General features: G+C 69.2%; 20 protein-coding genes and 5 pseudogenes. 11 read left to right on the forward strand and 14 right to left on the reverse strand.

Going from position 1 to position 21,931, the window contains the following annotated elements; genetic code table 11:
• The first annotated feature begins 89 nt into the window (after positions 1-89).
• Positions 90-596: a hypothetical protein gene (locus ACZ51S_RS26890; RefSeq protein WP_468962186.1), complete on the forward strand. Its 507-nt coding sequence runs from the start codon at positions 90-92 to the stop codon at positions 594-596.
• Positions 597-689: 93 nt separating this feature from the next.
• Here ACZ51S_RS26890 and ACZ51S_RS26895 read toward each other — a convergent pair whose 3' ends face one another.
• Together ACZ51S_RS26895 and ACZ51S_RS26900 are read right to left on the reverse strand one after the other, a co-directional pair.
• Complete coding sequence (locus ACZ51S_RS26895; RefSeq protein WP_468474447.1) at positions 690-1,175, reverse strand: hypothetical protein; 486 nt, start codon at positions 1,173-1,175, stop codon at positions 690-692.
• 61 nt (positions 1,176-1,236) lie between these two features.
• On the reverse strand, positions 1,237-2,097 hold the full coding sequence (locus tag ACZ51S_RS26900) for an IS5 family transposase (RefSeq protein WP_468962188.1): 861 nt from the start codon (positions 2,095-2,097) through the stop codon (positions 1,237-1,239).
• A gap of 36 nt (positions 2,098-2,133) precedes the next feature.
• On the opposite strand from ACZ51S_RS26900, the pseudogene ACZ51S_RS26905 reads away from it, so the two are divergent.
• Positions 2,134-2,412, forward strand: a pseudogene (locus ACZ51S_RS26905) (transposase); the annotation flags it as partial.
• Positions 2,413-2,446: 34 nt separating this feature from the next.
• Here ACZ51S_RS26905 and ACZ51S_RS26910 read toward each other — a convergent pair.
• A complete protein-coding gene (locus ACZ51S_RS26910; RefSeq protein WP_468888569.1) occupies positions 2,447-3,232 on the reverse strand; it encodes a maleylpyruvate isomerase family mycothiol-dependent enzyme in 786 nt (261 codons plus the stop codon).
• A gap of 534 nt (positions 3,233-3,766) precedes the next feature.
• Here ACZ51S_RS26910 and ACZ51S_RS26915 point away from each other — a divergent pair.
• Complete coding sequence (locus ACZ51S_RS26915; protein WP_468962190.1) at positions 3,767-4,459, forward strand: DUF1062 domain-containing protein; 693 nt, start codon at positions 3,767-3,769, stop codon at positions 4,457-4,459.
• Between the two features lie 435 nt (positions 4,460-4,894).
• Here ACZ51S_RS26915 and ACZ51S_RS26920 read toward each other — a convergent pair whose 3' ends face one another.
• Positions 4,895-5,848, reverse strand: a complete 954-nt coding sequence (locus ACZ51S_RS26920; RefSeq protein ID WP_468962192.1) for an EamA family transporter — start codon at positions 5,846-5,848, stop codon at positions 4,895-4,897.
• 59 nt (positions 5,849-5,907) lie between these two features.
• Positions 5,908-6,549 carry a mycothiol-dependent nitroreductase Rv2466c family protein gene (locus tag ACZ51S_RS26925; protein WP_468962194.1) on the reverse strand — a complete coding sequence of 214 codons (642 nt, stop codon included), beginning with the start codon at positions 6,547-6,549 and terminating at the stop codon, positions 5,908-5,910.
• 267 nt (positions 6,550-6,816) lie between these two features.
• Here ACZ51S_RS26925 and ACZ51S_RS26930 point away from each other — a divergent pair, with 267 nt between their 5' ends.
• Positions 6,817-7,695, forward strand: coding sequence for a LysR family transcriptional regulator (locus ACZ51S_RS26930; RefSeq protein ID WP_468803490.1), 879 nt, complete (start codon positions 6,817-6,819; stop codon positions 7,693-7,695).
• A 376-nt stretch (positions 7,696-8,071) separates the two neighbouring features.
• Positions 8,072-8,371, forward strand: a pseudogene (locus ACZ51S_RS26935) (transposase family protein); the annotation flags it as partial.
• A 59-nt stretch (positions 8,372-8,430) separates the two neighbouring features.
• On the opposite strand, the gene ACZ51S_RS26940 reads toward ACZ51S_RS26935, so the two are convergent.
• Positions 8,431-8,841: a VOC family protein gene (locus ACZ51S_RS26940; RefSeq protein WP_468474455.1), complete on the reverse strand. Its 411-nt coding sequence runs from the start codon at positions 8,839-8,841 to the stop codon at positions 8,431-8,433.
• Between the two features lie 35 nt (positions 8,842-8,876).
• Here ACZ51S_RS26940 and ACZ51S_RS26945 point away from each other — a divergent pair.
• Positions 8,877-9,333, forward strand: a pseudogene (locus ACZ51S_RS26945) (transposase); the annotation flags it as partial.
• Between the two features lie 132 nt (positions 9,334-9,465).
• Here the strand turns inward: ACZ51S_RS26945 and ACZ51S_RS26950 are convergent.
• Positions 9,466-9,639: a hypothetical protein gene (locus tag ACZ51S_RS26950; protein WP_468962195.1), complete on the reverse strand. Its 174-nt coding sequence runs from the start codon at positions 9,637-9,639 to the stop codon at positions 9,466-9,468.
• Positions 9,640-10,789: 1,150 nt separating this feature from the next.
• On the opposite strand from ACZ51S_RS26950, the gene ACZ51S_RS26955 reads away from it, so the two are divergent.
• Both ACZ51S_RS26955 and ACZ51S_RS26960 read left to right on the forward strand, forming a co-directional pair.
• Positions 10,790-11,524, forward strand: coding sequence for a dienelactone hydrolase family protein (locus ACZ51S_RS26955; RefSeq protein ID WP_468888579.1), 735 nt, complete (start codon positions 10,790-10,792; stop codon positions 11,522-11,524).
• Between the two features lie 1,137 nt (positions 11,525-12,661).
• Positions 12,662-13,139 (forward strand): annotated as a pseudogene (locus ACZ51S_RS26960) (IS5 family transposase); the annotation flags it as partial.
• Between the two features lie 17 nt (positions 13,140-13,156).
• Here the strand turns inward: ACZ51S_RS26960 and ACZ51S_RS26965 are convergent.
• The 3 genes from ACZ51S_RS26965 to ACZ51S_RS26975 form a co-directional block, all read right to left on the reverse strand.
• Positions 13,157-13,891: a hypothetical protein gene (locus ACZ51S_RS26965; RefSeq protein WP_468474458.1), complete on the reverse strand. Its 735-nt coding sequence runs from the start codon at positions 13,889-13,891 to the stop codon at positions 13,157-13,159.
• Between the two features lie 321 nt (positions 13,892-14,212).
• Positions 14,213-14,617 carry an STAS domain-containing protein gene (locus ACZ51S_RS26970; RefSeq protein ID WP_468474460.1) on the reverse strand — a complete coding sequence of 135 codons (405 nt, stop codon included), beginning with the start codon at positions 14,615-14,617 and terminating at the stop codon, positions 14,213-14,215.
• 518 nt (positions 14,618-15,135) lie between these two features.
• Positions 15,136-15,750 (reverse strand): TetR/AcrR family transcriptional regulator, encoded by a 615-nt coding sequence (locus tag ACZ51S_RS26975; protein WP_468474461.1) that lies wholly within the window; start codon positions 15,748-15,750, stop codon positions 15,136-15,138.
• A 176-nt stretch (positions 15,751-15,926) separates the two neighbouring features.
• Between ACZ51S_RS26975 and ACZ51S_RS26980 the strand changes: the two genes are divergently transcribed.
• Complete coding sequence (locus tag ACZ51S_RS26980) at positions 15,927-16,802, forward strand: polysaccharide deacetylase family protein (RefSeq protein ID WP_468474462.1); 876 nt, start codon at positions 15,927-15,929, stop codon at positions 16,800-16,802.
• Positions 16,803-17,327: 525 nt separating this feature from the next.
• Here the strand turns inward: ACZ51S_RS26980 and ACZ51S_RS26985 are convergent.
• Both ACZ51S_RS26985 and ACZ51S_RS26990 read right to left on the reverse strand, forming a co-directional pair.
• Entirely contained in the window at positions 17,328-17,744 is a 417-nt protein-coding gene (locus tag ACZ51S_RS26985) for a hypothetical protein (RefSeq protein WP_468962197.1), read from the reverse strand.
• A 194-nt stretch (positions 17,745-17,938) separates the two neighbouring features.
• Positions 17,939-18,460: a MarR family winged helix-turn-helix transcriptional regulator gene (locus ACZ51S_RS26990; protein ID WP_468474464.1), complete on the reverse strand. Its 522-nt coding sequence runs from the start codon at positions 18,458-18,460 to the stop codon at positions 17,939-17,941.
• Positions 18,461-18,641: 181 nt separating this feature from the next.
• On the opposite strand from ACZ51S_RS26990, the pseudogene ACZ51S_RS26995 reads away from it, so the two are divergent.
• Positions 18,642-19,486, forward strand: a pseudogene (locus ACZ51S_RS26995) (IS5 family transposase).
• A 14-nt stretch (positions 19,487-19,500) separates the two neighbouring features.
• On the opposite strand, the gene ACZ51S_RS27000 reads toward ACZ51S_RS26995, so the two are convergent.
• A complete protein-coding gene (locus tag ACZ51S_RS27000; RefSeq protein ID WP_468474465.1) occupies positions 19,501-19,779 on the reverse strand; it encodes a hypothetical protein in 279 nt (92 codons plus the stop codon).
• A gap of 675 nt (positions 19,780-20,454) precedes the next feature.
• Here ACZ51S_RS27000 and ACZ51S_RS27005 point away from each other — a divergent pair.
• Complete coding sequence (locus ACZ51S_RS27005; RefSeq protein WP_468474669.1) at positions 20,455-21,201, forward strand: 3-keto-5-aminohexanoate cleavage protein; 747 nt, start codon at positions 20,455-20,457, stop codon at positions 21,199-21,201.
• Between the two features lie 111 nt (positions 21,202-21,312).
• On the opposite strand, the gene ACZ51S_RS27010 is transcribed toward ACZ51S_RS27005, so the two are convergent.
• Positions 21,313-21,729 (reverse strand): CBS domain-containing protein, encoded by a 417-nt coding sequence (locus ACZ51S_RS27010; protein WP_468962199.1) that lies wholly within the window; start codon positions 21,727-21,729, stop codon positions 21,313-21,315.
• Positions 21,730-21,931: the final 202 nt, after the last annotated feature.

Genomic DNA, 21,931 nt, shown 5'->3' on the forward strand with positions numbered 1-21,931 from the left:
GCTCGATTGGGCCCGTCCGGACCGGGGCACCCTGCCGCCCTCTTCAGCGACGAGGCGTCCGTGATCTGCAAGCCCTTAGGCTGCGGAGCATGCTTGTGGCCGCTGCCGTCTGTCCCTGCCTGCCGTCGCTCGCGCTCGAGGCGGACGTGGGCGCGCCCGCGGCGCCGGAGCGGCTGCGCAGGGCGTGCGCGGAGGCGGTGGCAGCCGTACTTGCCGAGGATCCCGAGATCGTGGCCGTGGTCGGTCCGGGTGCGCGGTCCCTTCTCCACGAGAGGGGCCCCCTGTGGGCTTTCCGGGATCTCGGGATCCCCGTGGACGTGCGGCTCGGACAGGGCCGGGCCGCGGAGCCGCTGGCGAGAACGCTGCCGATGTCGCTCAGCATCGGTGCGTGGCTGTTGCAGCGGGCGGGCTGGACCGGTCCGGTGCGTGCATATGAGGTGGACGACGCCCGCGTACCGCCGCAATCCGCGGCCCGATCGACGCTGATCTCCGCCCCGACCTCGGGGCGGACCAGGATAACGTCCAAGACCTCACGCGACCCCCACGACGCGGCGAAGCGCACCCCTCCCACGGATGCCCGGGCGCGGCAGCGGTGAGATGCCCTGGGACCTGGCGGGCCTGATCCGGATGCAGCGCGACGGTGCACCCGACCGTGCGCAGCCGGCCCTGGGTGTCGTGGCGGCCGAGGACTAGGCACTGTCTCCTTGATTGTCTACAGGCCGGGGTGTTTGCGGGTGGTTCATGGTGGTGCCGTCAGAATTCCGCCCGAAGGCGGCTTCTAGAACGGTGGGGAGGTCTTCCTCAGGGACCGTGGTGCGCACGTCCGCCAGAACCTGGGGAAAGTCGTCATCATCGATGACGCCCATGTGCTCCTGACGGAGTTGGTAGATGATCTCGACGAGCTCTGGTCTCAGTTGCATCCAGGCACGGGAGCTACGGATCTCTTCATCGACCTGGTGCATGAACCAGCGCATGACCTCGTACGGGACGTCAGTGTGCCCTGCGTTCGGGTTGAAGCACACCGTCGGCTCCCGTGCCGGATCCTCGTCGGGGACGATTGCGATCACGAGAGTCCGTTGCCCGGCCACGAGATCCAGTTCCATATACCAGGCGTCATCGGGCACGGAGTACATTGTGGTGATCGCGTAGTCGCCGTCGGGGTGTCGAAAGACCATTGCCGCATGCTGCCACGCTGGGCTGAGGACGTGCCTCTCCAAATTGTGCGGCCCGACGCTTCTACGCCCGGGCCCAGATGAGGATGGCAGCAAGGTAGAGCGCTGCCCGGTAGGAGATGGCGAGCTTGTCGGTTCGCATGGCCAGACCACGCCACTGCTTGAGCCGGCTGATGCATCGCTCAACCGGGTTGCGCTGCTTGTATGCCTCAGCGTCGAAGCCAGGCGGGCGGCCACCGGCGCGACCTCGCCGCAGTCGGTGACCGACCTGGTCGGCGGGCTGCGGGATCACGGCACGGATACCTCGCTGCCGAAGATGCTCACGGATCGCGCGAGATGAATACGCACGGTCCGCCAGGACGGCGTCCGGCCGGGTCCGCGGCCTTCCCGGCCCGCTTCGCGGAACACGGATGCCTGCCATGACCACCTCGAAGGCCGGCGCGTCGCCCGCCTGTCCCGCCGTGACGCGGAGGACCAAGGGCCGTGCATGGCCGTCGCTAACGAGATGGCCCTTCGTACTCAGGCCGCCGCGGGAACGTCCGAGCGCATGGTCGTCGGGCTCAGCCCGAAATGGCGCCCCTTTTTTCCTGGCTCCGGCGGCGTGCTGGTGGGCCCGACAGACGGTGGAGTCCACCGACACGGTCCAGCCGATGTCGTCAGCACCGTCGGCCGCCGCCAGGAGCGCGGCGAGGATCCGTTCCCAGGTGCCGTCCACAGCCCACCTGAGCAGCCGTTTGTGAGCGGTCTGAAATGAGCCCAGCTCGTCCGGGAGGTCCCGCCAGGGCGAGCCGGTGCGGTACTTCCACGCGATGGCCTCCAGGGTGCGACGATGGTCGGCCCATCGCCGACCGCGGACCGGATCGGCCGGCATCAAGGGCTTGATCCGGTCCCACATCGCATCAGTGATCACTAGTCGGACGGGCATATCCGATCAACCGACAAACAGATCAAGGAGGGACACGCTCTAGCCGGGCGGGCCGGAGCTCGGCTGGCTGCCCAGCTGGGCTTTGGCGTGGGACGGATGACGTTGTTGCGCCGAGTCATGGCACTGCCTGATCCGCAGTTCAGTACCCCGCGGGTACTGGGCGTGGACGACTTCGCGATCCGTCGTGGTCAGACCTACTCCACGGTCTTGACCAGCGTCGAAGACCATCGTGTGGTCGATGTGCTCCCCACCCGTGAAGCCGGACCGCTGGCCGCGTGGCTGGTCCGTCACCCCGGCGTGGAGAAGATGAGCCGATGACGCGACCGGGCGCCGCGTCGTCGACCCCGCCTCACGCGTTCGGGTCCCAGGCGAAGAGCCGCTCGAAGATGACCCGGTTGCCGTCGATCTTCACCGAGTCCAGCGGGGTGCGTCCATAGAACCACAGGACCAGCTCACCGGCCGTGCCCTGGGCGGAGGCGTCGGCCGGGGCCTCACCCTCGCCAGCAGCCGGGAGGCGGACGGCGCGGGCGCCGTCCGCCTCGACCGTGAAACGCCAGGAGCGGCCCTCGGTGGCGTGGTAGTCGACGACGGCCGGCTTGTGCGGCCAGACGCCCGACCACGCGCAGCAGGTGAACAGGAAGTCCTCGACGCCGTCCAGCGCCACCTCCGCCCGCAGCGGCTGCGCGGCGCCCACGGTGAGCTGGGCGTCATAGGTGTGCATCGCGATCTCCTGAAGCTGGTGCCGGGCGACGGCACCGCTGGTCCGCGGCGACTGCGAGGCGCCCCACCACGTCCAGCACTCGGCGTCCGGGCCGACCTCCCGCAGGGTGTCCAGCAGCTCCTGCGTCGACTCGGCCAGCCAGGCCACCAACGCCCCTCGCTCCCGGGGCGCCTGCGCCTCGGCGCGCGCCGCCACGGCCTCGGCCGGCGGGGCGTCGGCCGGACCGGCCTCGACGACGGCGGCCCAGAACGGGCGGCCCGAGCCCAGGTGCCGCGCCAGGTCGAACAGCGTCCATTCTGGACAGGTCGGCACCTGCGCGTCCAGGCTGGGAGCGGCGGCGATCGCGGCGCGGAAGGCGCCCGACCGTTCGTCGATGAGTCGCAGCAGGTCAGGGAAGTCCAGAGTGTTTTGCACGCCGGATGTCTATCACTGCGCCCCGTGCGACCGCACGCGGATTTTCACAGCCGACGCGGTGGGCGCGCGGCACGGTCCGCGCACCTTCGGATGGCGCGGTGCCCTGCTCTCATGCACAGCATCGGTCGAAGTCGCCCGATCGGGGATTCCCGTTCGACCGACACCCCTCGACATCGGAACAACGGCAACAGCCACTGATCTCTGAGACAACCCCCAGGCACTGCACAGGCCAGTTCGCGGCAGGCCGAGCGATCCAGGCCTTGCCTGCAACGAGGCCGAGGCGCTGCAACGGCCTGTCGGCGGGCGGCCCGCGGAAAACGAGTTGCTCGCGGGTCGTGGCCTCGATCATGATCGCCTGCATGGACCTGTAACGGCTGCCACGTAGCAAAGCCAACCTGTCGCGCGGTTGACCCCGGAGCCTGACGACTCGGCCCCGAGGCGATGACCCGCGCCCTCGTGTGCATCCGTCATATTCCAGGAGCCCGCAGCCTCGTCTGCGAGAGCTCCTGGTCAGTCCTGAAAGCAACCACCTCCATGAATACTGACCGCAAGGCCCTGTGGGCCGTGCGTGAGTCCGCGCTGCCCACCGTCGTACGCCCCTGCCCGGACTGCTCCGGCAGCCGGCACCGTCCCTCGGGCAAGATCCGTGTCAACGCGAGCGGCAAACTCCTCGACGTCTGGCTTCTCCTGAGCTGTGCAGGGTGCGACCGGACATCGAAGGTGCCCGTCCACGAGCGCGTCCACGTCTCGTCCCTGGAGCCCGCTCGCCTGATGGCGTACGAGAACAATGACCCAGCCGTTGTACGGGAGCTGACGATAAGTCAGTCGCTGGCCGCGAAGAACGGATACCGCCTCGACTGGACCGGTACGTGGGAGGTGGAGACCCGCACGCCCCTCTACGCACTCGACGACCCGGCATCGCTCAAGGTCCTGGTCAGCTTCGAGCTGCCCGCGCCGGTCAGGGTCGAACGCCTGCTCATGCTCGGGCTCGGGCTCAGCCGCAGTGGGGTACGACGCATGGTCGGGGACGGGCGTATCCACCTGCCGCTGGCCCTGGACGCCAAGGCGCATCGTGACTTCGAGCTCACCATCTACGATCTCGGTTCCGTCGAAGCTGCGAAGCACTCGAAGCTCCTTGGCGCTCCGACCGACGTGCGCACCGACCTGAGCCGTGTCGGGTTGCACGACACGCCGCAGCACGTGTCGCGATCAGCGGCGGGAGCGTAAGAGCGGCAGCAGGGCCTTCTGGACAGCCTGTTGGCATAGACAACCTTCGAGCTGCCAGGAGGCCCTGCTCAGTGCGGCACCAGCCACGGTCACCCGATCGAGACTCCCGTTCGACCAACACCCCACAGGATCGGAACGGCAACAGCCGTTCGAGATTCGCTGTCGCTGGTCACCTGTGCAACGCACGGAGCCGAGTATGCCTTATGCGACAGAACGCCTGATTTCTCTCTGGCCAGCGAGTTCCGTCGGCCTGAAGCCGGATCTCCTCACGAAACGCCCGACGCTCAGCGGTCAGACCCTCACCCTCCGAATACCTCACCCCACCGGCATACCTCAGGGGTCACGAACCGTCACCACCCAACGACAACATGAAAACCTCAGTAACCCGTCTTGTGCTGGCCACCCCTGGTGCCGGGCAGATGGGGCCGCGGGCCGTTATCCGCTGCGTTCGTGTTCCGGAGCGGGATGGTCGGGGAGGTGCGCGTCGGTGGTGTGGGACGGATCCGAGGGGGTCGCCTCGGGCTTGGGTCCGGGTGGGCGCGGCTGTCCGAGCACGACCGCCAGGAGGATGACGGCCATGCCGACGATCTGCAGGGCGGATAGCGTCTGGTCCTTGACGAGGTAGCCCAGCAGGGTCGCCACGACCGGGCTGCCCAGTGCGAGGAAGGCGACTGCCACGGCCGGCAGGCGTTCGATGCCCCGGAACCAGACGATGTAGCTCAGGACGGCGCCCAGGGTGATGAGGTAGGCGAATCCGATGACGTTGGAGCCGGTGAAACGGTCGGGCAGGTTTTCCAGTGACATCCAGAAGGGCAGCAGGACCAGGCCGCCCGCTGTGAGCTGCCACCCGGTGAACGTGAGCAGGCTGACGCCCTGCGGCCGGCCCCACCGTTTGGTCAGGGTGATGCCCGTCGCCATGCACAGGGCCCCGCCGACCGCGGCCAGGACTCCGATGGTGTCCAGGGCTGCCGCGCCATTGAAGACGAGCAGCGCCACGCCACCGGTGCCCATCGCGCAGGCCAGGGCGTGGACCGCTCTGACCCTGTCGCCGAGGAACAGGGCGGCGAGGATCACGACGAACATGGGTTGTGCCGACATGATCATGGCGGCGATGCCGCCCGGCAGTCGGTAGGCGGCGACGAAGAGCAGGAAGTTGAAGGCGCCGATGTTGAGGACGCCCAGTACCAGCGCGCGCCACCACCAGGTGCCGGCCGGAAGCTTCTGGCCGAGGGCCAGCAGGATCAGGCCGCCCGGCAGGGCCCGCATGGTGGTGGCCAGGAGCGGCCGGTCCGGTGGCAGCAGCTCGGTCGTTATCAGGTAGGTGCTGCCCCAGATGGCCGGAGCCAGGCCGGTCAGGGCCGCTGTGAGTCCGTTCTGTCTGCTCGTCATCTTGCCTCGAATCCCGTAATACAGCGTGGTTCGCGATGTTCGTGCGTCGTCCGGTCGGCTCAGTCGAAGATCGGGTCGCGGTTCCGGCCGCGCTTCAGCTCGAAGAAGCCGTCGGTGCCCGCCACGGCGAGCACGCCGTCCCAGAGCGTTCCGGCGGCTTCGCCACGGGGGGCGGGGGTGAGCACAGGGCCGAAGAGCGCCAGCGGCTTGCCGTCGGAACCGGGCACGTGGATTACGGGAGTGCCGACCTCGGAACCGACCGCGTCCATTCCCTTGTGGTGCTCGGCCCGCAACGGCTCGTCCCAGGAGGTGTCCTCTGCGGCCTCGATCAGGTTGGCGGGCAGACCCGCCTCCTCCAGGGCCGCGCTGATCATGTCGTGGCCGAGCCCGGCCTTCTCGTGGTGGATCAGATGGCCCATGGCGTGGTAGAGGGGGCGGAGCACTTCGTTGCCGAACCGGTGCTGTGCCGCGACGCACACGCGTACGCAGGCCCAGCCGTCGATCATGGCCTGGCGGTACTTCTCCGGGACTTTTCGCCCCTCGTTGAGGACCGACAGGCTCATGATGCGGAAACGGGTCTTCAGGGGCCGGACCTGCTCCACCTCCAGCATCCAGCGTGAGGTGATCCATGCCCAGGGGCAGCGGGGATCCACCCAGATGTCGGCGACGGTCGTGTCGGTCCGCGGTGGCGTGGTGGTCATGGTGCTCGCTCGTCCTTTCGGCGTCAGGGGGCGCGAGGGCGTGCGCGGGCATGCCTCGGCGGTGTGCGCCCAGGTGCGGGAGGTAAGGCAGGGGATGCGGAGGAGCGGCTCCCGGGCATGCCGGAGAGGCATCGGATCGAGGCCCGCCGGGCGGAGTTGGCGCCGGGGATGTTCCTGCCGTGTGCGTTGTCACCAGTGTCGGGGCCGGGGTATCGATGAGTCCAACACATGCTTGTCACGTGATGGATCTCGAATCATGATGGATTAATGGAGCTCCAGCAGATGCGGTACGTCATCGCGGTGGCAGAGACGAACAGCTTCACGAGGGCTGCCCAGCGCTGTCTGGTGGTCCAGTCCGCGCTCAGCCACCAGATCGCGCGCCTGGAGAAGGAACTGGGTGCGCGGCTCTTCGAACGCACCAGCCGCCGGGTCCGGTTGACTCCGGCGGGCGCGGCCTTCCTGCCCGCCGCCCGCCAGTGCCTGGACGCGGCGGAGCGGGCCGCAGCCGAGGTCGCGGCGGCCGTCGGGGAGGTGCGCGGACGCCTCGCGGTCGGGCTGATCCCCACCGTCGCCGCCGTGGACGTTCCCAACGTCCTGAAGGAGTTCCACCAGCGTCATCCGAAGGCCCGGATCAGTCTGAGCGTGGGAGCGAGCGACGAGCTTGTCGAGCGGGTCAGGCAGGGCGAGCTCGAGGTGGCCTTCCTCGGTGTCCCGGTCACGGGCCGCCCCCGGGGGGTCATGGCCCGGGAGCTGGCCCGTGAGCGGCTGGTCGCCGTGGTCTCCCCGGACCACCCGCTCGCCGACGAGACCTCAGTCGACCTGCGCCGGCTGTCTTCGGAGGTCTTTGTGGACCTTCCCGCGAAGACCGCCGGCCGGGCCCAGTCCGACCTCGCCTTCTCCGCTGCCGGCCTCACCCGCAAGGTCGCCTTCGAGGTGACCAACGCGGACTACCTGGCCCGCCTGGTCCAAGCGGGCCTCGGCGTAGCCCTGCTCCCGCCCGGATACGCTGCGGGCCTGGCCGGGATGACCACGATCGAGGTGACGGACGCACCGGCCCGCGCCGAGTACGTGATATGGGGCAGGGAGAACCGCACGCCTGCAGCCGAGGCCTTCCTGGAGCTCTTGGGTAGTAGCGAGGAGGAGTGAAGCAGGCGCCCAAGCTCCTCCCCGACCGTTGCGGCAGTGGCTCAGGCCCGAACCAGCGGGACGTGTGACGACGGGCCGCCCGCAGGTGGCCGGCATGTCGCGCAGAGCGAAGGCAGAGGAGAGCACCGGCCCGGGCAGCGGAGCCGACGCCATGCGAGCCTGATCGACCGCGCATCGACGGGGTCCGGATCCGCGGACCGCGCGGGGGCCGGCCGCGGATGAGGCCACTGCACGGGCGATGGCCTCGGGTGTCACGCCGGCTGCGCGGGCGGTGGTGTCGATGATGCGGCGCGCGACATCGGGCCGCGGACGGGACAAGCGCCACCTGGCCCGTCTTCGGCGTTGGAGCCGCGATCGGAGTGCTGGGCGAAGAATGCGGGCCGACGCCCATGTCTGGCGCGAGTCCGACGTGCCCGCCCAGGCCGTCGGCACGAAGGTCGTCGCAGACGGCGCCTACTTTGGGCACCGGGCTGATCGTGCCGCATCACAGAAGAGCCGGATGACCTTTCCTGCGCGGGCAGGAGGAAGACAACGCCGCACCCCCGGGCCCGCGGCCGCGTCGGGCCCACCTTCGCCCGCAGGAAGAACCTGGAAGATCCTGCGCGACTGCCGCCAGAGGGGCGACGGCCTCCACCAGGCCGTCGCCACCATGCACAACCTCGCCCTGGCAGGATGAAAACAGCAGGCCGGCCGACACTCAGGCCACCTGCGCGAGACCAACCTCCTGCAACACCCTTAGTTCCGCTCGGGCCAGATGGGGCCTTGATCGGTCCAGCTGACACCCTTGTTGCGGCAGAGGCAGAAGGGGTGGCCGATCGGGTCGGTGTAGACGCGGAAACCGTAGCCCTCGGGTCCGGCGCAGTCCCGCTGCAGGGTCGCGCCGAGGGCCAGCACGCGACGCTCTTCGGCTTCGATGTCGTCGACTTCGAAGTCGAGGTGGAACTGCTTGGGGTGCTCGCCGTCGGGCCACTGCGGGGCGCGGTAGTCCTCCACCTGGATGAAGGCCAGTTCGATGTCGCCCAACTGAATACCGGCCCAGTTCTCGTTACTGCCCTCCTTGACCGGAAGCCCCGTCACCTCGGAGTAGAAAGCTGCCAGCTTCATCGTGTCCGGGCAATCGATGATGAAATCGGTTAGTCGTAGCATCCCGCGATCTTGCCACGAGATCAAATGAGCCTCACCTGCGACAGCTCGCCCCGCTCTGCGGGATCTTCCCGGCCACCGCCTGCCCGGTCATTGCTCGCGCTGGAGCCGGCCCCGCGGCGCGGCGCCGGTCTCGAGCGGTTGTGGATCGCGGGCACACCCCGGTCCCGGTCCGCGGCCGCACTGCCGGTACCTCGAGCCGCAAACTACCGGTTCTCGGCAAACATGGAGGTCATCATTGACACCGACACCCGGCTGGTCGTCACCTCGGCCCGGTCGGTGCCGGGACCAAGGCCGATGCGTACGTGTGGCGGGAGTCGGAGCTTCCGGCCGCGGCGGCCGGGACGACGGTCATCGCGGGGGGCGTCTACCTGGTCACCGGTCTGATCGGCCCGCACAACAGTAGGCCCAGACGGCTCATCATGTCTGCGAGGTCAGGCAGAGGACAGCGCCGAACACCACCGCGTCAGGGCCCGCGTCGAGGACGCCTTTGCCGACAGCTTATGCGGGGCCGGGAACCTTGTGCGGGTGGTGGCGGTCGCGCGGCGGATGGGGGCTTGGCCAGGGTGTGCAGGTGACCCAGGACGGCCGTCAGCTCCGTTCCGAAGTCGCCGCCAGCGCGCCCCATCATGCCGAGCAGGTCGACAGCTCCTGGTCGGTGAACAGCACCGAGGTGAAGGGCCGACGGCCGGCCGCGGCGGGGGCGCGGCGCAGCGTGAGGGCGGCGAGGGCGGCCGGGCCAGCGGCGAGGGCGCCGGGCGCGCCAGGACGGTGATCAGCGCGGGGATGTCGGCGGTCCAAGCGGCCGGTGCCGCCTGGACCAGGCGGTCCAGCGCGATGGCGTAGCCGCCGGTGCCCGCGTCCTCGGTCCCACGGCGGCGGCCGCGAGCGGGCCGGCATCGGCGCGCCGCCGTCCGTCCGGTACCGGCCCGCTCCTCCGTCCTCCTGGAGACGGGGGAACTGCTGGAACTGGCCAGCAGAGGGGCGAAGGCGGTGAGCAGCGGGTCGGGCAGGACCGGCAACCAGTTCCACACGCGCAGACCAGGACGCGAGCGGCTCGCCATTGCGTCGATCTCTTCGGCGCCGGTGCCCGCGGGCAGGACCTGGTCGGCCTCCTGGGCGGTAGGGCCAAGTCAGGCGCTGCGGCCGCCCACCGTTCCAAGCTGGCGGCCCTGCCCAGGCGGGCCGGCCGCGACAGCTGACCGCGCAGCACCGCGGCCGCCTCCCGCAGACCGCCCGCTCAACGGTGCCCTCAGGTTCCGGTGTCACAGCGGGCCAAAACCGTCTCCGGTCGGCTGGCGGGCACCGGTCCGGCCGACGGGACGGGGCCTGGAGGGACTGAAGTCTCCCCGGGCGGGGCACGGTCGGTGGTGGTAGGTACCGCTGCCGGGCCGGCGCCGTACGGCCCGGCAGCGGCAGACCCGGCGACGGCCGGGGCGCGGCCGGTGACATCCGCACGGCTTGCGAGACTTCTCTTGGACTTACGCGCGACTACCAGCGGCAACGTCCCGAACACGCCGCAGCGTTGGCCGCCGGAAGTTCGGCCGCAACGGCTGCCGCCGGTTCCGTCTCGCGGCGCGCGAGGCGTTCGCTATCGGCGACCAGTGCGGAGTCCGCAGGCGTTCCCGCTCAGGGCGGCTGACAGTCTCCTGTCACTTAAGCCGTTGGACTCTCACTATGCCGCATACGACGCGTGTCGGTTCTCAGCCAATCGAGGCATACGCTCGGGCGGGAGTGCTGGCCTCGGCTCATATCCGATGGGCTACGCTGTGCGGCTATGAATACCGGGACGGCCTTGCGCCACACACGGATTGGTGACCCGGTGCTCTTCTGAGCGCCGTACGGGCTGCTTGGGGCCCGCTGTTCGATCGAGGCTCTTGCGCTGCCGCGCGGGCTCCGCCTCCGTCGTGTTGATCGCAGACTCTGCACATCAACCACGACAGGAGCATTCATGCCCACCAAGACCCTGCAGATTCCCACGGCGGACGGCCAGGCCGACGCCTTCGTCGCCTTCCCCGACCACAGCGAGCGGCACCCAGGGGTGCTGATGTACGCGGACGGCTTCGGCATCCGCCCAGTGCTGCGGGAGATGGCCCGCGAACTGGCCGGGCACGGCTACTACGTGCTTGTCCCCAACTCCTACTACCGGCACGGCCCGACACCGCTGGTCGAGCTGCCCGAGTACATCGGAGAAGAGGTCCGCCCTGCGCTCTTCACGCAGCTGATGCCTCTGATCGAGGCACACACCGCCGAACGTGTCCTGAGCGACGCCGACGCCTACCTCGGGTTCCTCGCCGCCCAGCCCGAGGTCGGCGCCGGACCGGTCGCGGCGACCGGCTACTGCATAGGCGGCCTCTACGCGATGCAAACCGCCGCGGCACACCCCGACCATGTGGCGGCCGTCGCCGCGTACCACGGCCCCGTGGGTGTCGATGGGGTCGATCTCTTCTCCAAACTCACCGCACAGGTCCACCTGGCCCACGCCGAAGGGGACATAACACCTGAGGCCCTCGGCGATCTCAACTACGCCCTGGATGCGGCAGGCGTCAACTACACCTCCGAGATCTACCCCGGCACCACCCACGGCTTCACCATGTCCGACACCGACGCTTTCAGCGCCTCCGGCCTGAAGCGCCACTGGGATCGCCTGCTCCCCCTCCTGGACCGCACCCTGACCAACAGCTGAAGCTCCACCCCGGAAAGCAAACTGAAGCGGCCACGACCAACAGACGGCACGGCGGGCCACACCGATGTCTCCATAGCCGTGGCCTGCCTCCATCACGAACGAGAGTCCTGTAAAAGCCAGGTCGCTTGAGAAACCCGACCCTCCGCGGTCACAAGCGACCTGGCATACCGGCTCGTCAGCGGCCCACCAGCTGTTCAGCCGCATTGCGGCAGGACAGACGGGATACCAGGGAACCCGCAGCCTGGCCCGGGGCCCGCGCGTCCGAGCGACCAGACATCACCGCCGTGGCAGGCGGTCAACGGAACGCCACCGCCCGGCAGGAAACACCGCTCCGACGACGGCGACGTCCCTGAGGTGACGCCAGCCCCGATCCAGCCCGTCGGTGTCAGTCGGTGGAGAGGCCTGGAGGAGGTCGCCGACCTGGGGGTCGGGCAGAGCGCGGGCGACATCGGCCTGGGCGACGATGCCGACCAGCCAGTGGCCGTCGATGACCGGCAGGCGCCGAGCATGCCCTTGAGCTTGTCGTCCGTCCCGCAGACCGGCAGCGCGCCGACTCCCATCTCTTCTTTTCACCGACCGCGACATCGTCGTGAAGGTCCTCGGAGTCGGCAAGGACCCGGCCCACGGCAAGCACGAGGTGATGCGGCGGCGTCAGGACGCCGCGCGGGCGCAGCGGGAGGCCCGGCAAAGGGAGCAGGAGAAGGCTGCGGAGCGGCGCCGCCAGGAGGTGGAGGAGCAGGAGCGGGCGCGGAAGGCCGGGGAGGCTGAGCGACGACGACTGGAGCAAGAAACGGTGGCCGGGCGGGCGCCCAGCGCCGTACGCAGACGCTCCGCGACTGGTGGTCGGCGCCGCTACCGGGCCGGCGCGGTACGGCGCCGGATCTGCCTCCGTCAACCGCTCCGCCGCCCACCCCGCACCCACCAGCCCCGCAACGCCGCCCGTACCGCCTCCGGGTCGGCGGCCTCCACCACCGCCCACGACCACAACCCCCAGCCCGCGTCGGCCGGCGGGACCAGCCTGCAGCCGACCGCCCACCGCCACCGGCACCCGCAAATGCCGCCGACCACAGCGCCGGGTCGCGGGCGAGCCTGGGCTCGTCAAAAGGGGCTCCGGTCGGCGAGCCGGACCATCATGCCCTTGGACGGTCCCGCGGCGGGCTGACCACCAAGATCCACCTCGCCGCCGATAGCCGCTGCCGCCCGCTCGCGTTTGTCCTCACGCCCGGCCAGGCCGGCGACGCACCGGCATTCCCCGAGGTCATGGCCCGCTTACGGGTGCCGCGGCCGATCGGCCGGCCCAAGACCACGCCGGAGGCGGTCCTGGCCGACAAGACCTACTCGTCCCGCGCGATCCGGACCCATCTCCGACGGCGCGGAATCCGGGCGGTGATCCCGCAACCCCGCCGACCAGACCGCCAACCGCAAGCGACTTGGCAGGCTCGGTGGCCGTCCGCCGGCCTTCGACCGCGAGGCCTACAGGCAGCGCAACACGGTTGAGCGGTACATCAGCAAGCTCAAGCAGTGACGCGGTCTGGCCACCCGATACGACAAGACCGCCACCGTCTGCCTCGCCGGGCTCCACATCGCCTCCATCTTCATCTGGTCGGCGAGGTGATCCGTCAGAAGCGGCCTTTAGCTGCAGTCCCACATGAACCGGCCTTCAAGGTAGTCGGAGCTGAGGAAGAGGAAGCCACTCCCGTAGCCGAAGTTGAGGAAGAATGGGTCTGACTCCGCCTCGCCCCGGTCCTCGAACTGGCAGAGGAACAGCCAAGAGGAATCGATGCCGAAGAACCGGTGGTTTGGGTAAAGGGCCTCGCCCCCCAGGAAGTCCTTGGGTCGCTCCTCGTCGGGGTATTCGACCTCTCGTCCCTCGCTTCGCAGCCACCGGGACCAGGCAGCGGCCTGGTTCGCCGCCTCGCCGAGTTCCGGTGGCATCGGAGTCAGGTCCGTCAGCCATTCGACGGGAACCTCCGTATCGTCCGGACCCCAACGCCACAGGGTTCGCCCCTGAGTGCCGGGAGACCCGATCGACGCGAAGGGGGGTATCCGCCCGCCCGGCTGGACCAGAACGACAGCCTCGCCGTCCTCCGCTGCGTTGCCGCCCATGTCCATGCCGTCCTCGTGCAGGAACAAGGAGGCGAGGCGTACCTCGTTCCCTGGCACCCGGAATTGGCCGATGAACACAAGCGGCTCTCCCGTTCCCGGATGCACCGGCCACGCCGGACCGTCCAACCAGACCGGCTGCCCGCCGAACTTCGACACCGGGTCCGTGACCGGCCCGGGTGCAGCCCGGAAGGACATGCGCAGCCGCGGCAGGAAGGCTGCATCGTAGGGGCCCTTGGCCTGGCTCGTCGGCTCGGAGATCATGCTGCCGACGCTACGGCACCCCGCCGACGGGAACCCAGCTTGAGCCGTCGTCTTTGAATCCTGCCTGACCTACAAGATCCGGAAGAGACGGCCTAGCCGTGTGTCGAAAGTGGATCTTTGACTGTGAATGATCACGGTTTATGGGGCGGGGAGATCTCACGGACGAGCAGTGGACAGTGCTGGCGCCGTTGTTGCCGAAGGGTGCCAGGGCGGGACGGCCGCCCGTCTGGCCTCGGCAGTCTCCGCGTGATGCCCCGCCTCTTCGTCCACCACAGCCGGGCTCTGAGTACTGACCCCCGGTGAACCTTCCCGGTCAGAGCACTAGACGCCGGACAGCCATCCGGCCTCGAAATCCGGGAGGTCGCGTGCCCGCTGCGCCCGTTCCTCGATCAGCCGACGGAATCCTGCCACGGCGTACCGCTCACCGGTGGATGAGTGGCGCCCGCGAATGCCCGCGACATCGGCCATGAGCTGCTGGGGCTGGGGTTGCCAGCCGACGACCAGGACGCGCAGGCCCAGACTCTCAGCCCGACGGTGCAGGGCCAGGAGGTGGAGCAGCCCGTCCGCGTTCATGGACTGCGCGCGGTGCAGGTCGACCATGAGGTCCCGCTCGTCGGCGGTGACGTCATCCAGCGCCCGCTGGAGCGCCGGGCCCGTGCTTTCGTCGAGTGCCCCGGTGACGCTGACCAGGACCGTGCCGTGGCGCTGGATGTTCGTGGTGATCAATGTGTTCTCCTCCCGCCCGGGGCGCCGGGGCCCTCGGGCTCTCCATCCTGGCGCGGCGTTCCCTCGGACGGGTGTGAGGCTCGCTGAAGCTCCGGCACCAACCCGGCCTGATGGTCACCAGCCGGCTGTTCGCCGCCGCCCCACGCCGAGCCGCTCCAGTTCCGTTGTCGTGCCGGTCCCTCAAGGACGCTCATCACGGTCCGGCCGGACAGGTCCAGGTCGTTCGGAAGGGTCAGGCCTTCGGTCAGCGGCCTCACACGTGGGCCTCCGTTCGATAGCAGCGGGCGGGGGGGCGGGGGGCGCCGCGTACGGGTGTGGGTGCGGGGGCGCGGGCGCAGCCGGGCGACGGAAACCCGGCCGTGGTCGCGTCTCCGGCCGCTGGCGCGGCAGCGCCCTGCTGGGGTCAGGGGACCGGTGGCGACACCTGCATGCCCGTCACGGTGGCGTTGACGTGCGGGGGGGTTCGTGGGGACGTCGCGGCATCCAAGCTGCCGGGCACCACGGGGGTTCCGGCTGGGTCATGCCCCGTTCTGGCGAGGGGGTCTGAGTCCACGGATGGCGAGTTCGACGACGTCCTCGACGTATGCCTCGTCGCTCGGTCCGCGTACCACGAGCAGCCTGTAGTACAGCTGGGCGTAGACCAGCTCGATGGCACGGTACGGGTCGATGTCGGCGGCGACCTGCCCGTCCGCCTGGGCGCGGCGGATGCGCTCGGCGACGAGCGTGCTGGCGGGATCGATGAGGCGTTTACGGAACTCCGCGGCGAGGTGGGGGTCGTGCTGGGACTCGGCGACGATCGAGGCGAGCACACTGCGGGTGTCGCCGATCGTGTCGATCCAGGCGTCTTTGACCATGAGTTTCAGGTCGGCCTCGAAGTCGCCGGTCTGGGCGGCTTCGAGGCGTCGGTGCAGGCGCTCTTCGAGCTGTTGCGCCCACGCGTCGAGGACGACCGCGCCTTTGGAAGGCCACCAGCGGTAGACGGTCCGTTTGCCGACGCCCGCGCGAGCCGCGATCCCCTCGATGGTGACACGGGCCAAGCCGGTTTCGCGGGCCATGTCGAGCGCGGCATCGAGGATCGCGGCGGTTGCCTGCGGGTTGCGCCGGGCGGGGTCGGGCGCACGCGTCGTGCTCATGTCGCCTCCATGGTGTTGACGAGCTCACGCTACCGCACCGGGGAGACGATCCGGTTCGTGTTGACACCAGCCCGATGCCGCGACACGATCCGTATCGGTTCGCGACACGACACGGACCGTCTCCTAGCGTCCAGCTCCCCTGCCGTCCCATGGACGGCTCCTGCGAAGGGAACCCCATGCACAACGGCCTGTACGACTACAGCCCCATCACCGAACGCCCGCCCGTCCAGTGGCCCGACGGCGCCCGGGTGGCCTTCTACGTCGGCCTCAACGTGGAACACTTCCTCCTGGGCAAGCCGTCCACCAGCATCAACCAGGGCACTGCGGCGCTCGTGCCCGACCCGCTGAACCACGGGTGGCGCGACTACGGCCCCCGGGTGGCGATCTGGCGCATGATCGAGTCGTTCGACCGGCACGGCGTACGCCCGAGCGTGCTGCTCAACTCCGATGTAGCCGAGCACTACCCACAGATCGTCGAGGCCGGCCGGGCACGCGACTGGGCCTGGCTCGCGCACGGCAAGAACAACTCCACCCTGCAGGCCGAGGTCGAGGCGGACGAGCGCGCCTACCTGACCGAGGTCGTCGAGACCATCGAGAAGGCCACCGGGCAGCGTCCCCGCGGCTGGATGGGACCCGCCCTCAGCGAGACGTTCCAGACCCCGGCGCTGATCGCCGAACTCGGCCTGCGCTACGTGCTCGACTGGACCGCCGACGACCAGCCGTTCCCGCTGAACGTACCGGGGCTCCTGAGCGTCCCCTACACCCTCGAACTCAACGACCTGGGGCTGTTCACCGCCCATTCCATCAGCGGTCCCGACTTCGTGCAGATCGTCAAGGACCAGCTCGACCAGCTGTACGCGGACTCCGCGCACAGCGGCCGTGTGATGGCACTGGCCCTGCACCCCTTCGTGACCGGCCAGGCTTTCCGGATGAAGTACCTGGACCAGGCACTCGAATACGTCGTCAACCACCCCGGAGTGTGGACCACGACCAGCGACGACATCGCCGAACACTACGCCCGCACCACCACCGACCCCAGTACCGCCGCCTGACCGGCAGGCCAGCGGCTCCAAGGCCCTGGCCCGGCCGCGCTTCACCCGCCGTACACCGCCCGGGGCAGCGGCGCAGCCCGATGAACGGTCCGAGGAATGACACGGCCGAAGACCGCTCGGTCAGTCTTCCGGCCGAAGTCGCCGACGAGCGCCTCAAGCCACTGGTCATGGTCAGGTGCGAACAGCCACGGAAGCGTCTCATCGAGCGCTTCAGCGATCCGATGGACCGGTGCCCAGACCACCGCAGCAGCTCGGTCTCCTGCCACACCGCGTCCGCGAGCTCCCACACGCCGGCCGCCATCGCGTCGAACGCCTCCGTCCGCACCGACCGGTCAGATCATGGGTGGCTCCGGGCAGAACGGGCGAGGCCCACAACAGCCGTCTGAAGGAGCTGGTCTGGACTTGGACGTCAATGCCGTTGTCGCTTGCGGCCACCTAAGACTTGTCGGGCGATCAGACAACCCAGTTCGGACCACCGGCCCGAACGCCCCATCGGAACCTCTGGTCCCGATGGGGCGGATGGTCTCAGACGGAGGCGAAGCAGGCGAGGGCGCTCTGAAGGTGACGGACGGCATCCTCGGCTTCCGCATATTGCTGAGGCGTCGGTGCGACGGCGCCGAAGGTGTGGCCGTCTTCGCCAGGCAGGGCGCGCCAGTGCAGGACGGGCGTGAGAGCCGTGGCGGCAGCGCCGAGGAACCAGGCTGTATGCCCGTGGACGTGAGCAAGGGCGATGGCCACGGCGGCGAGTGCTTCCCGCAGGTGCTCCAGGCGGTCGATCACGGGCAGCGCTTCTTGGACCTGGGGAGCGCCGACGGCGGCGTGCAGGTCGACGGCGGCCTTCGCGATGACCCTGCGATGGGCGGGTGTCAGAACCCACACGTCATCCCGGATGAGCCCTTCGGCTTCCCTCACCAGGTCCTTGATCAGCGTCCTCATCCCCATGCCCGACACCCTATGCTCCCGGCGGAGGCTGCCGATCCGTGCCGTGTGATCGGCCTGACAGGGTCTTCACCGCATCCGCCACCAGTCAGCGAACGCAGTGCGCGATTACTGAACGGTTGAGGATGTTCATTGGTCTTCAGGTGGCGGTATCGCGCATTGATCGCTGCCCAGTCTTTTCCCGCCCCTGCCCACCGTCACCCGGCCGGCGCGCGATCGTGCTGGTCACGGCCATCAACCAACGGCTTACCGGCGCCTTCACAACACCCCCAGGCGAGATTGTCGGTCACGCGCTGGAGCACGGAGACCGCGGTCGCGTACTCCTCCTGCGTGATGTCGCCGAGGAGTTCCGCGCGCACCCGGGCCATGTGTTCCTTCGCCGTCGCCAGGCCCTGGCGACCCTGCTCTGTGAGGGTCAGCCGGCCGTCCGTGGCGGTGCTGAGCCAGCCGCGGTGGACGAGGGCGTCGGAGGCGTGGACCATCACCTGGGCGCCCATGCCGTAGGGCACGGCCAAGGCGCGGATCTCCTGCCTGGTGAGGCCGTGCTCGGCCCGAACGATGTTGTTGAGCGCCCACCACTGGGGCTGGGTCATGTCGATGCGCGCCAGGGCGGCCTGCGAGTGCCGCAGGATCGCCTCGGTGGCGCCCCAGGCGACCAGGGCGATGGGCCGCTGGCCGAGCGGGGTGGTGCCGTTCTGCGCGGTGCTTACGGTCGTCACGATCGCTAAGCTAGAACCTCTACTGCGGTTGATGTCAAGGCTGGTTCACCTCATCACGGCTGCCACGGTGCAGCGCCGCTGGGTGCACATGCGGTGGGGGTATCCCGAGGGATCTGCTGGAGTTGCGCAACGGCTTCCCGCTAGGGCGTGTCCCTCAGATCATCGGATCGTTGGTTGATGTGTGTCGTTGACTGACGCCCAGTGGGCACGCATTGAGCCGTTGCTGCCGGACAGGTCGCCGAAGCGGGTGGTCGGTGGCGGGATCACCGGCAGGTAATCGACGCGATCGCGTTCAAGTACCGCACGGGCACGCCGTGGATGGACCTGCCAGAGCACTTCGGTTCGTGGAAGGGCCGCCCACAACCGGCTGCGGAAGTGGGCCGCCGACGGCACCTAGGAGAGGGTCTTCACCGCCCTGCTGGCCCAAGCCGACGCCGAAGGCGACCTTGACTGGGTCGTCGCGGTCGACTCCACGATTGTCCGCGCTCACCAGCACACCGCCGGGGCCCGTCAAATGGGGCCCCGGCAGGCTAGCCGGTCGACCATGCCCTCGGACGCTCCCACGGCGGGCTGACCACCAAGATCCACCTCGTCGCGGACGGTCACTGCCGTCCGCTGGCGTTCCTCATCACCCCCGGCCAGGCTGGAGACGCGCTGCCATTCCCGCAGGTCATGGCCCGATTACGGGTGACGCGCCGGATCGGCCGTCCAAGGATCACGCCGGACGCGGTCCTGGCGGACAAGGCGTACTCGTCCCGGGCGATCCGCCGTCATCTAAGCCGGCGCGGGATCCGGGCCGTGATCCCGCAACCTGCGGACCAGGCCGCCAACCGCAAGCGGCTCGGTCGGCTCGGGGGCCGCCCGCCGGCCTTCGACCGCGAGGCCTACAAGCAGCGGAACACCGTCGAACGGTGCATCAACAAGCTCAAGCAGTGGCGCGGCCTGGCCACCCGCTACGACAAGACCGCCACCATCTACCTCGCCGGACTCCACCTCGCCGCCATCTTCATCTGGTCAGCAAGGTGATCCGAATCTGCGACCTATCGGTTCCGCCAGTTGACGAAGGACACCTCACCCTGAAGGGCGATGCTGATCTTTCCCTTTCGAAACACCGCGTCATTCAGGAGCCGATGAAGGAACTCCGCCATCCCCAGAGGGACCAACCGCATAACGTCGTTGCCCCTTGAGAAGATCAGGACCGGCGATCGATCCGGGTCGTCGTCCGCGGTCACCCAGGAGTAGATGTCTGCGCCCGAGGTCACGCCCCACGCCACGATGGACCCAGGGTCCACGTCGAAGTCGGTCTCGTCGCGGAGCATCTCCCACATCTCGCGGGCGACGTCGGTCTCGTCCTGCAGGCCCGGGCCAGCCCGGTAAGGCACCCCTCGACATGCGGTGCCGGCAGCAGAATGCTGATCGTCTCGCTGATGTCCCCCGCCCCGTACACCTCCATGAAGCGGACGTAGTCCGAGGGGAACCGGGTCCCCCAAACTGCCTCGACGTCGCCCCAGTCGACGCGCTCGTCGACCCCGTCAATCACCGGCATGAGGTCGGCAAGTGCCGCCACCGCGTCCGTCCCGCGCATGTCCCACCCTTCATTCCGCCACCCACACAGCGCAGTGCGCCTTCTCCGAGCGCCCATCTACGAGGAGCGGCTCTGCAGCGGGCTCCTGGGGCGCCGCCTCCTGAGCCCTACCCGATCCGAAGGAAACGGCCTAGCCGCGTGTGGTTCGGCGGTATCACGGCACGCCCTCGGCGCCGCGGCGGACCGGGGCCACACCGCTCAGAAGCTCTACGCGGTGGCGCCGCCGCCATGAAATGTGAGGAAATCAACGCGCATCAGGGCAACCATGCTGGTCACAATCCTCGCGGGCGGCTGTGACCAGCACTTTCGCTACAGGCTCAGAACGTGAATTTCCTAGCCCGTGGGCGTTCTGCGCTCGGTTGAGTGCGGGCCGTGAGAGGTGCCAGTGATGTCTGGCAGAGTTCTGGCCATGTTGCAGGTGTGTCTGAACGGAGCACGGAGCCAGAGCGGCAGCCGATGGGTTCCCGTGACCCCTGGGGAGTTGGCGGCCGAGGCTGCGCGTGCGGTGGCGGCTGGAGCGGAGGACGTTCACCTGCACCCCAAGGGGTCCGATGGTCTCGATTCGCTGGAGCCCCAGCTAGTGGGCGCGGCGGTGAGCGCGGTGCGTGCCGTCGTGCCGGAAAGGGTGCGCGTCGGGGTCACTACCGGGGCATGGGCGTTGCCGGACCCGGGGCGGCGGGTCGAGCTGATCCGGTCTTGGACGGTGCTGCCCGACCACGCCTCAGTGAACTGGCACGAGGACGGCGCTGAAGCAGTGGCCGGTGTTCTGCTGGAGCGTGGCATCGGTATCGAGGCTGGTATCTGGTCGGGTACAGATGGGGCCCGCCGGTTCCGTGCCTCGCCGCTGGCCCCTCGGGTGCTGCGTGTGCTCGCGGAGGTAACCGATACCGGCCCGGGCACAGCAGCGGCCACGGCCGCGGCCCTGGTGCGGGAGATCGGAAATGGACTCACGGTGGCTGTGCTGCTGCACGGCGAAGACGGCGGGGCCTGGCCCGTGCTGCGAGCGGCAGCCGGCCTGGGACTGGACACCAGGATCGGTTTGGAGGACGTGCTGATGCTGCCGAATGGCTCGGTCGCAGCAGGCAACGCGACGCTTGTGCAGGCCGCGCGGAAGATCCTTGACCAGCACCAGGGGCCCGCGAATCCGGGCAGCTGAGGGGTCATTCATCACCGCCGTGCCGGCCGTCGCCGCAGCGGCACCGCCCGGGCAGGCGATACCGCTCCGGCGACGGCGCCGTCACTGAGGCGCCCCCCGAGCCTGTGGGTGTCAGTCGGTGGAGAGGGCCTGGAGGAGGTCGCCGACCCGGGGGTCGGGCAGGGCGCGGGCGACATCGGCCTGGGCGACGATGCCGACGAGGCGGTGGCCGTCGATGACCGGCAGGCGCCGTACCTGGTGCTCGCTCATGGTGCGCAGGATTTCGGCGGCGTCGTCGTCGGCGCCGATGGTGACCGCTTCGCCCTGGGCCAGTTCGCCGGCCTTGACCTGGGCCGGGTCCTTGCCGGCTCCGAGGACCTTCACCACGATGTCGCGGTCGGTGAGCATGCCCTTGAGCTTGTCGTCCGTCCCGCAGATCGGCAGCGCGCCGACTCCCATCTGTGTCATCTTCTTCGCGGCCTCAAGGACCGTCTGCTCGGCGCCGACGCACTCCGCGCCGCCCGTCATGATCTCGCGTGCCTTCGTCATCAACTGGTTCCTTTCACGCAATGTCGTCGGTGCCCGCCCGCCACGGTTGTCGGCCGGGCGCAGGGACATGGAGCCGGGTGCCCGCTGCGGGGTATCCGAATCAGGTGCGCAGGCGGCTGTTGGTTCCGTCGTGACCGTCGGCGTGGTCCTCGTCGTACACCCTGGTCGTGGGCACGACGAATGTGACTGGTAACCGTCAGAC

This window comes from Streptomyces sp. NPDC034043 (assembly GCF_055575675.1).

Excerpts from the sequence above, each read along its gene's own strand:
- ACZ51S_RS26890 (WP_468962186.1), top strand. The coding sequence starts at position 90 with ATGCTTGTGGCCGCTGCCGTCTGTCCCTGCCTGCCGTCGCTCGCGCTC.
- ACZ51S_RS26895 (WP_468474447.1), bottom strand. The coding sequence starts at position 1,175 with ATGGTCTTTCGACACCCCGACGGCGACTACGCGATCACCACAATGTAC.
- ACZ51S_RS26900 (WP_468962188.1), bottom strand. The coding sequence starts at position 2,097 with ATGCCCGTCCGACTAGTGATCACTGATGCGATGTGGGACCGGATCAAG.
- ACZ51S_RS26915 (WP_468962190.1), top strand. The coding sequence starts at position 3,767 with ATGAATACTGACCGCAAGGCCCTGTGGGCCGTGCGTGAGTCCGCGCTG.
- ACZ51S_RS26920 (WP_468962192.1), bottom strand. The coding sequence starts at position 5,848 with ATGACGAGCAGACAGAACGGACTCACAGCGGCCCTGACCGGCCTGGCT.
- ACZ51S_RS26925 (WP_468962194.1), bottom strand. The coding sequence starts at position 6,549 with ATGACCACCACGCCACCGCGGACCGACACGACCGTCGCCGACATCTGG.
- ACZ51S_RS26930 (WP_468803490.1), top strand. The coding sequence starts at position 6,817 with ATGGAGCTCCAGCAGATGCGGTACGTCATCGCGGTGGCAGAGACGAAC.
- ACZ51S_RS26940 (WP_468474455.1), bottom strand. The coding sequence starts at position 8,841 with ATGCTACGACTAACCGATTTCATCATCGATTGCCCGGACACGATGAAG.
- ACZ51S_RS26955 (WP_468888579.1), top strand. The coding sequence starts at position 10,790 with ATGCCCACCAAGACCCTGCAGATTCCCACGGCGGACGGCCAGGCCGAC.
- ACZ51S_RS26965 (WP_468474458.1), bottom strand. The coding sequence starts at position 13,891 with ATGATCTCCGAGCCGACGAGCCAGGCCAAGGGCCCCTACGATGCAGCC.
- ACZ51S_RS26975 (WP_468474461.1), bottom strand. The coding sequence starts at position 15,750 with ATGAGCACGACGCGTGCGCCCGACCCCGCCCGGCGCAACCCGCAGGCA.
- ACZ51S_RS26980 (WP_468474462.1), top strand. The coding sequence starts at position 15,927 with ATGCACAACGGCCTGTACGACTACAGCCCCATCACCGAACGCCCGCCC.
- ACZ51S_RS26985 (WP_468962197.1), bottom strand. The coding sequence starts at position 17,744 with ATGGGGATGAGGACGCTGATCAAGGACCTGGTGAGGGAAGCCGAAGGG.
- ACZ51S_RS27000 (WP_468474465.1), bottom strand. The coding sequence starts at position 19,779 with ATGCTCCGCGACGAGACCGACTTCGACGTGGACCCTGGGTCCATCGTG.
- ACZ51S_RS27005 (WP_468474669.1), top strand. The coding sequence starts at position 20,455 with ATGTTGCAGGTGTGTCTGAACGGAGCACGGAGCCAGAGCGGCAGCCGA.
- ACZ51S_RS27010 (WP_468962199.1), bottom strand. The coding sequence starts at position 21,729 with ATGACGAAGGCACGCGAGATCATGACGGGCGGCGCGGAGTGCGTCGGC.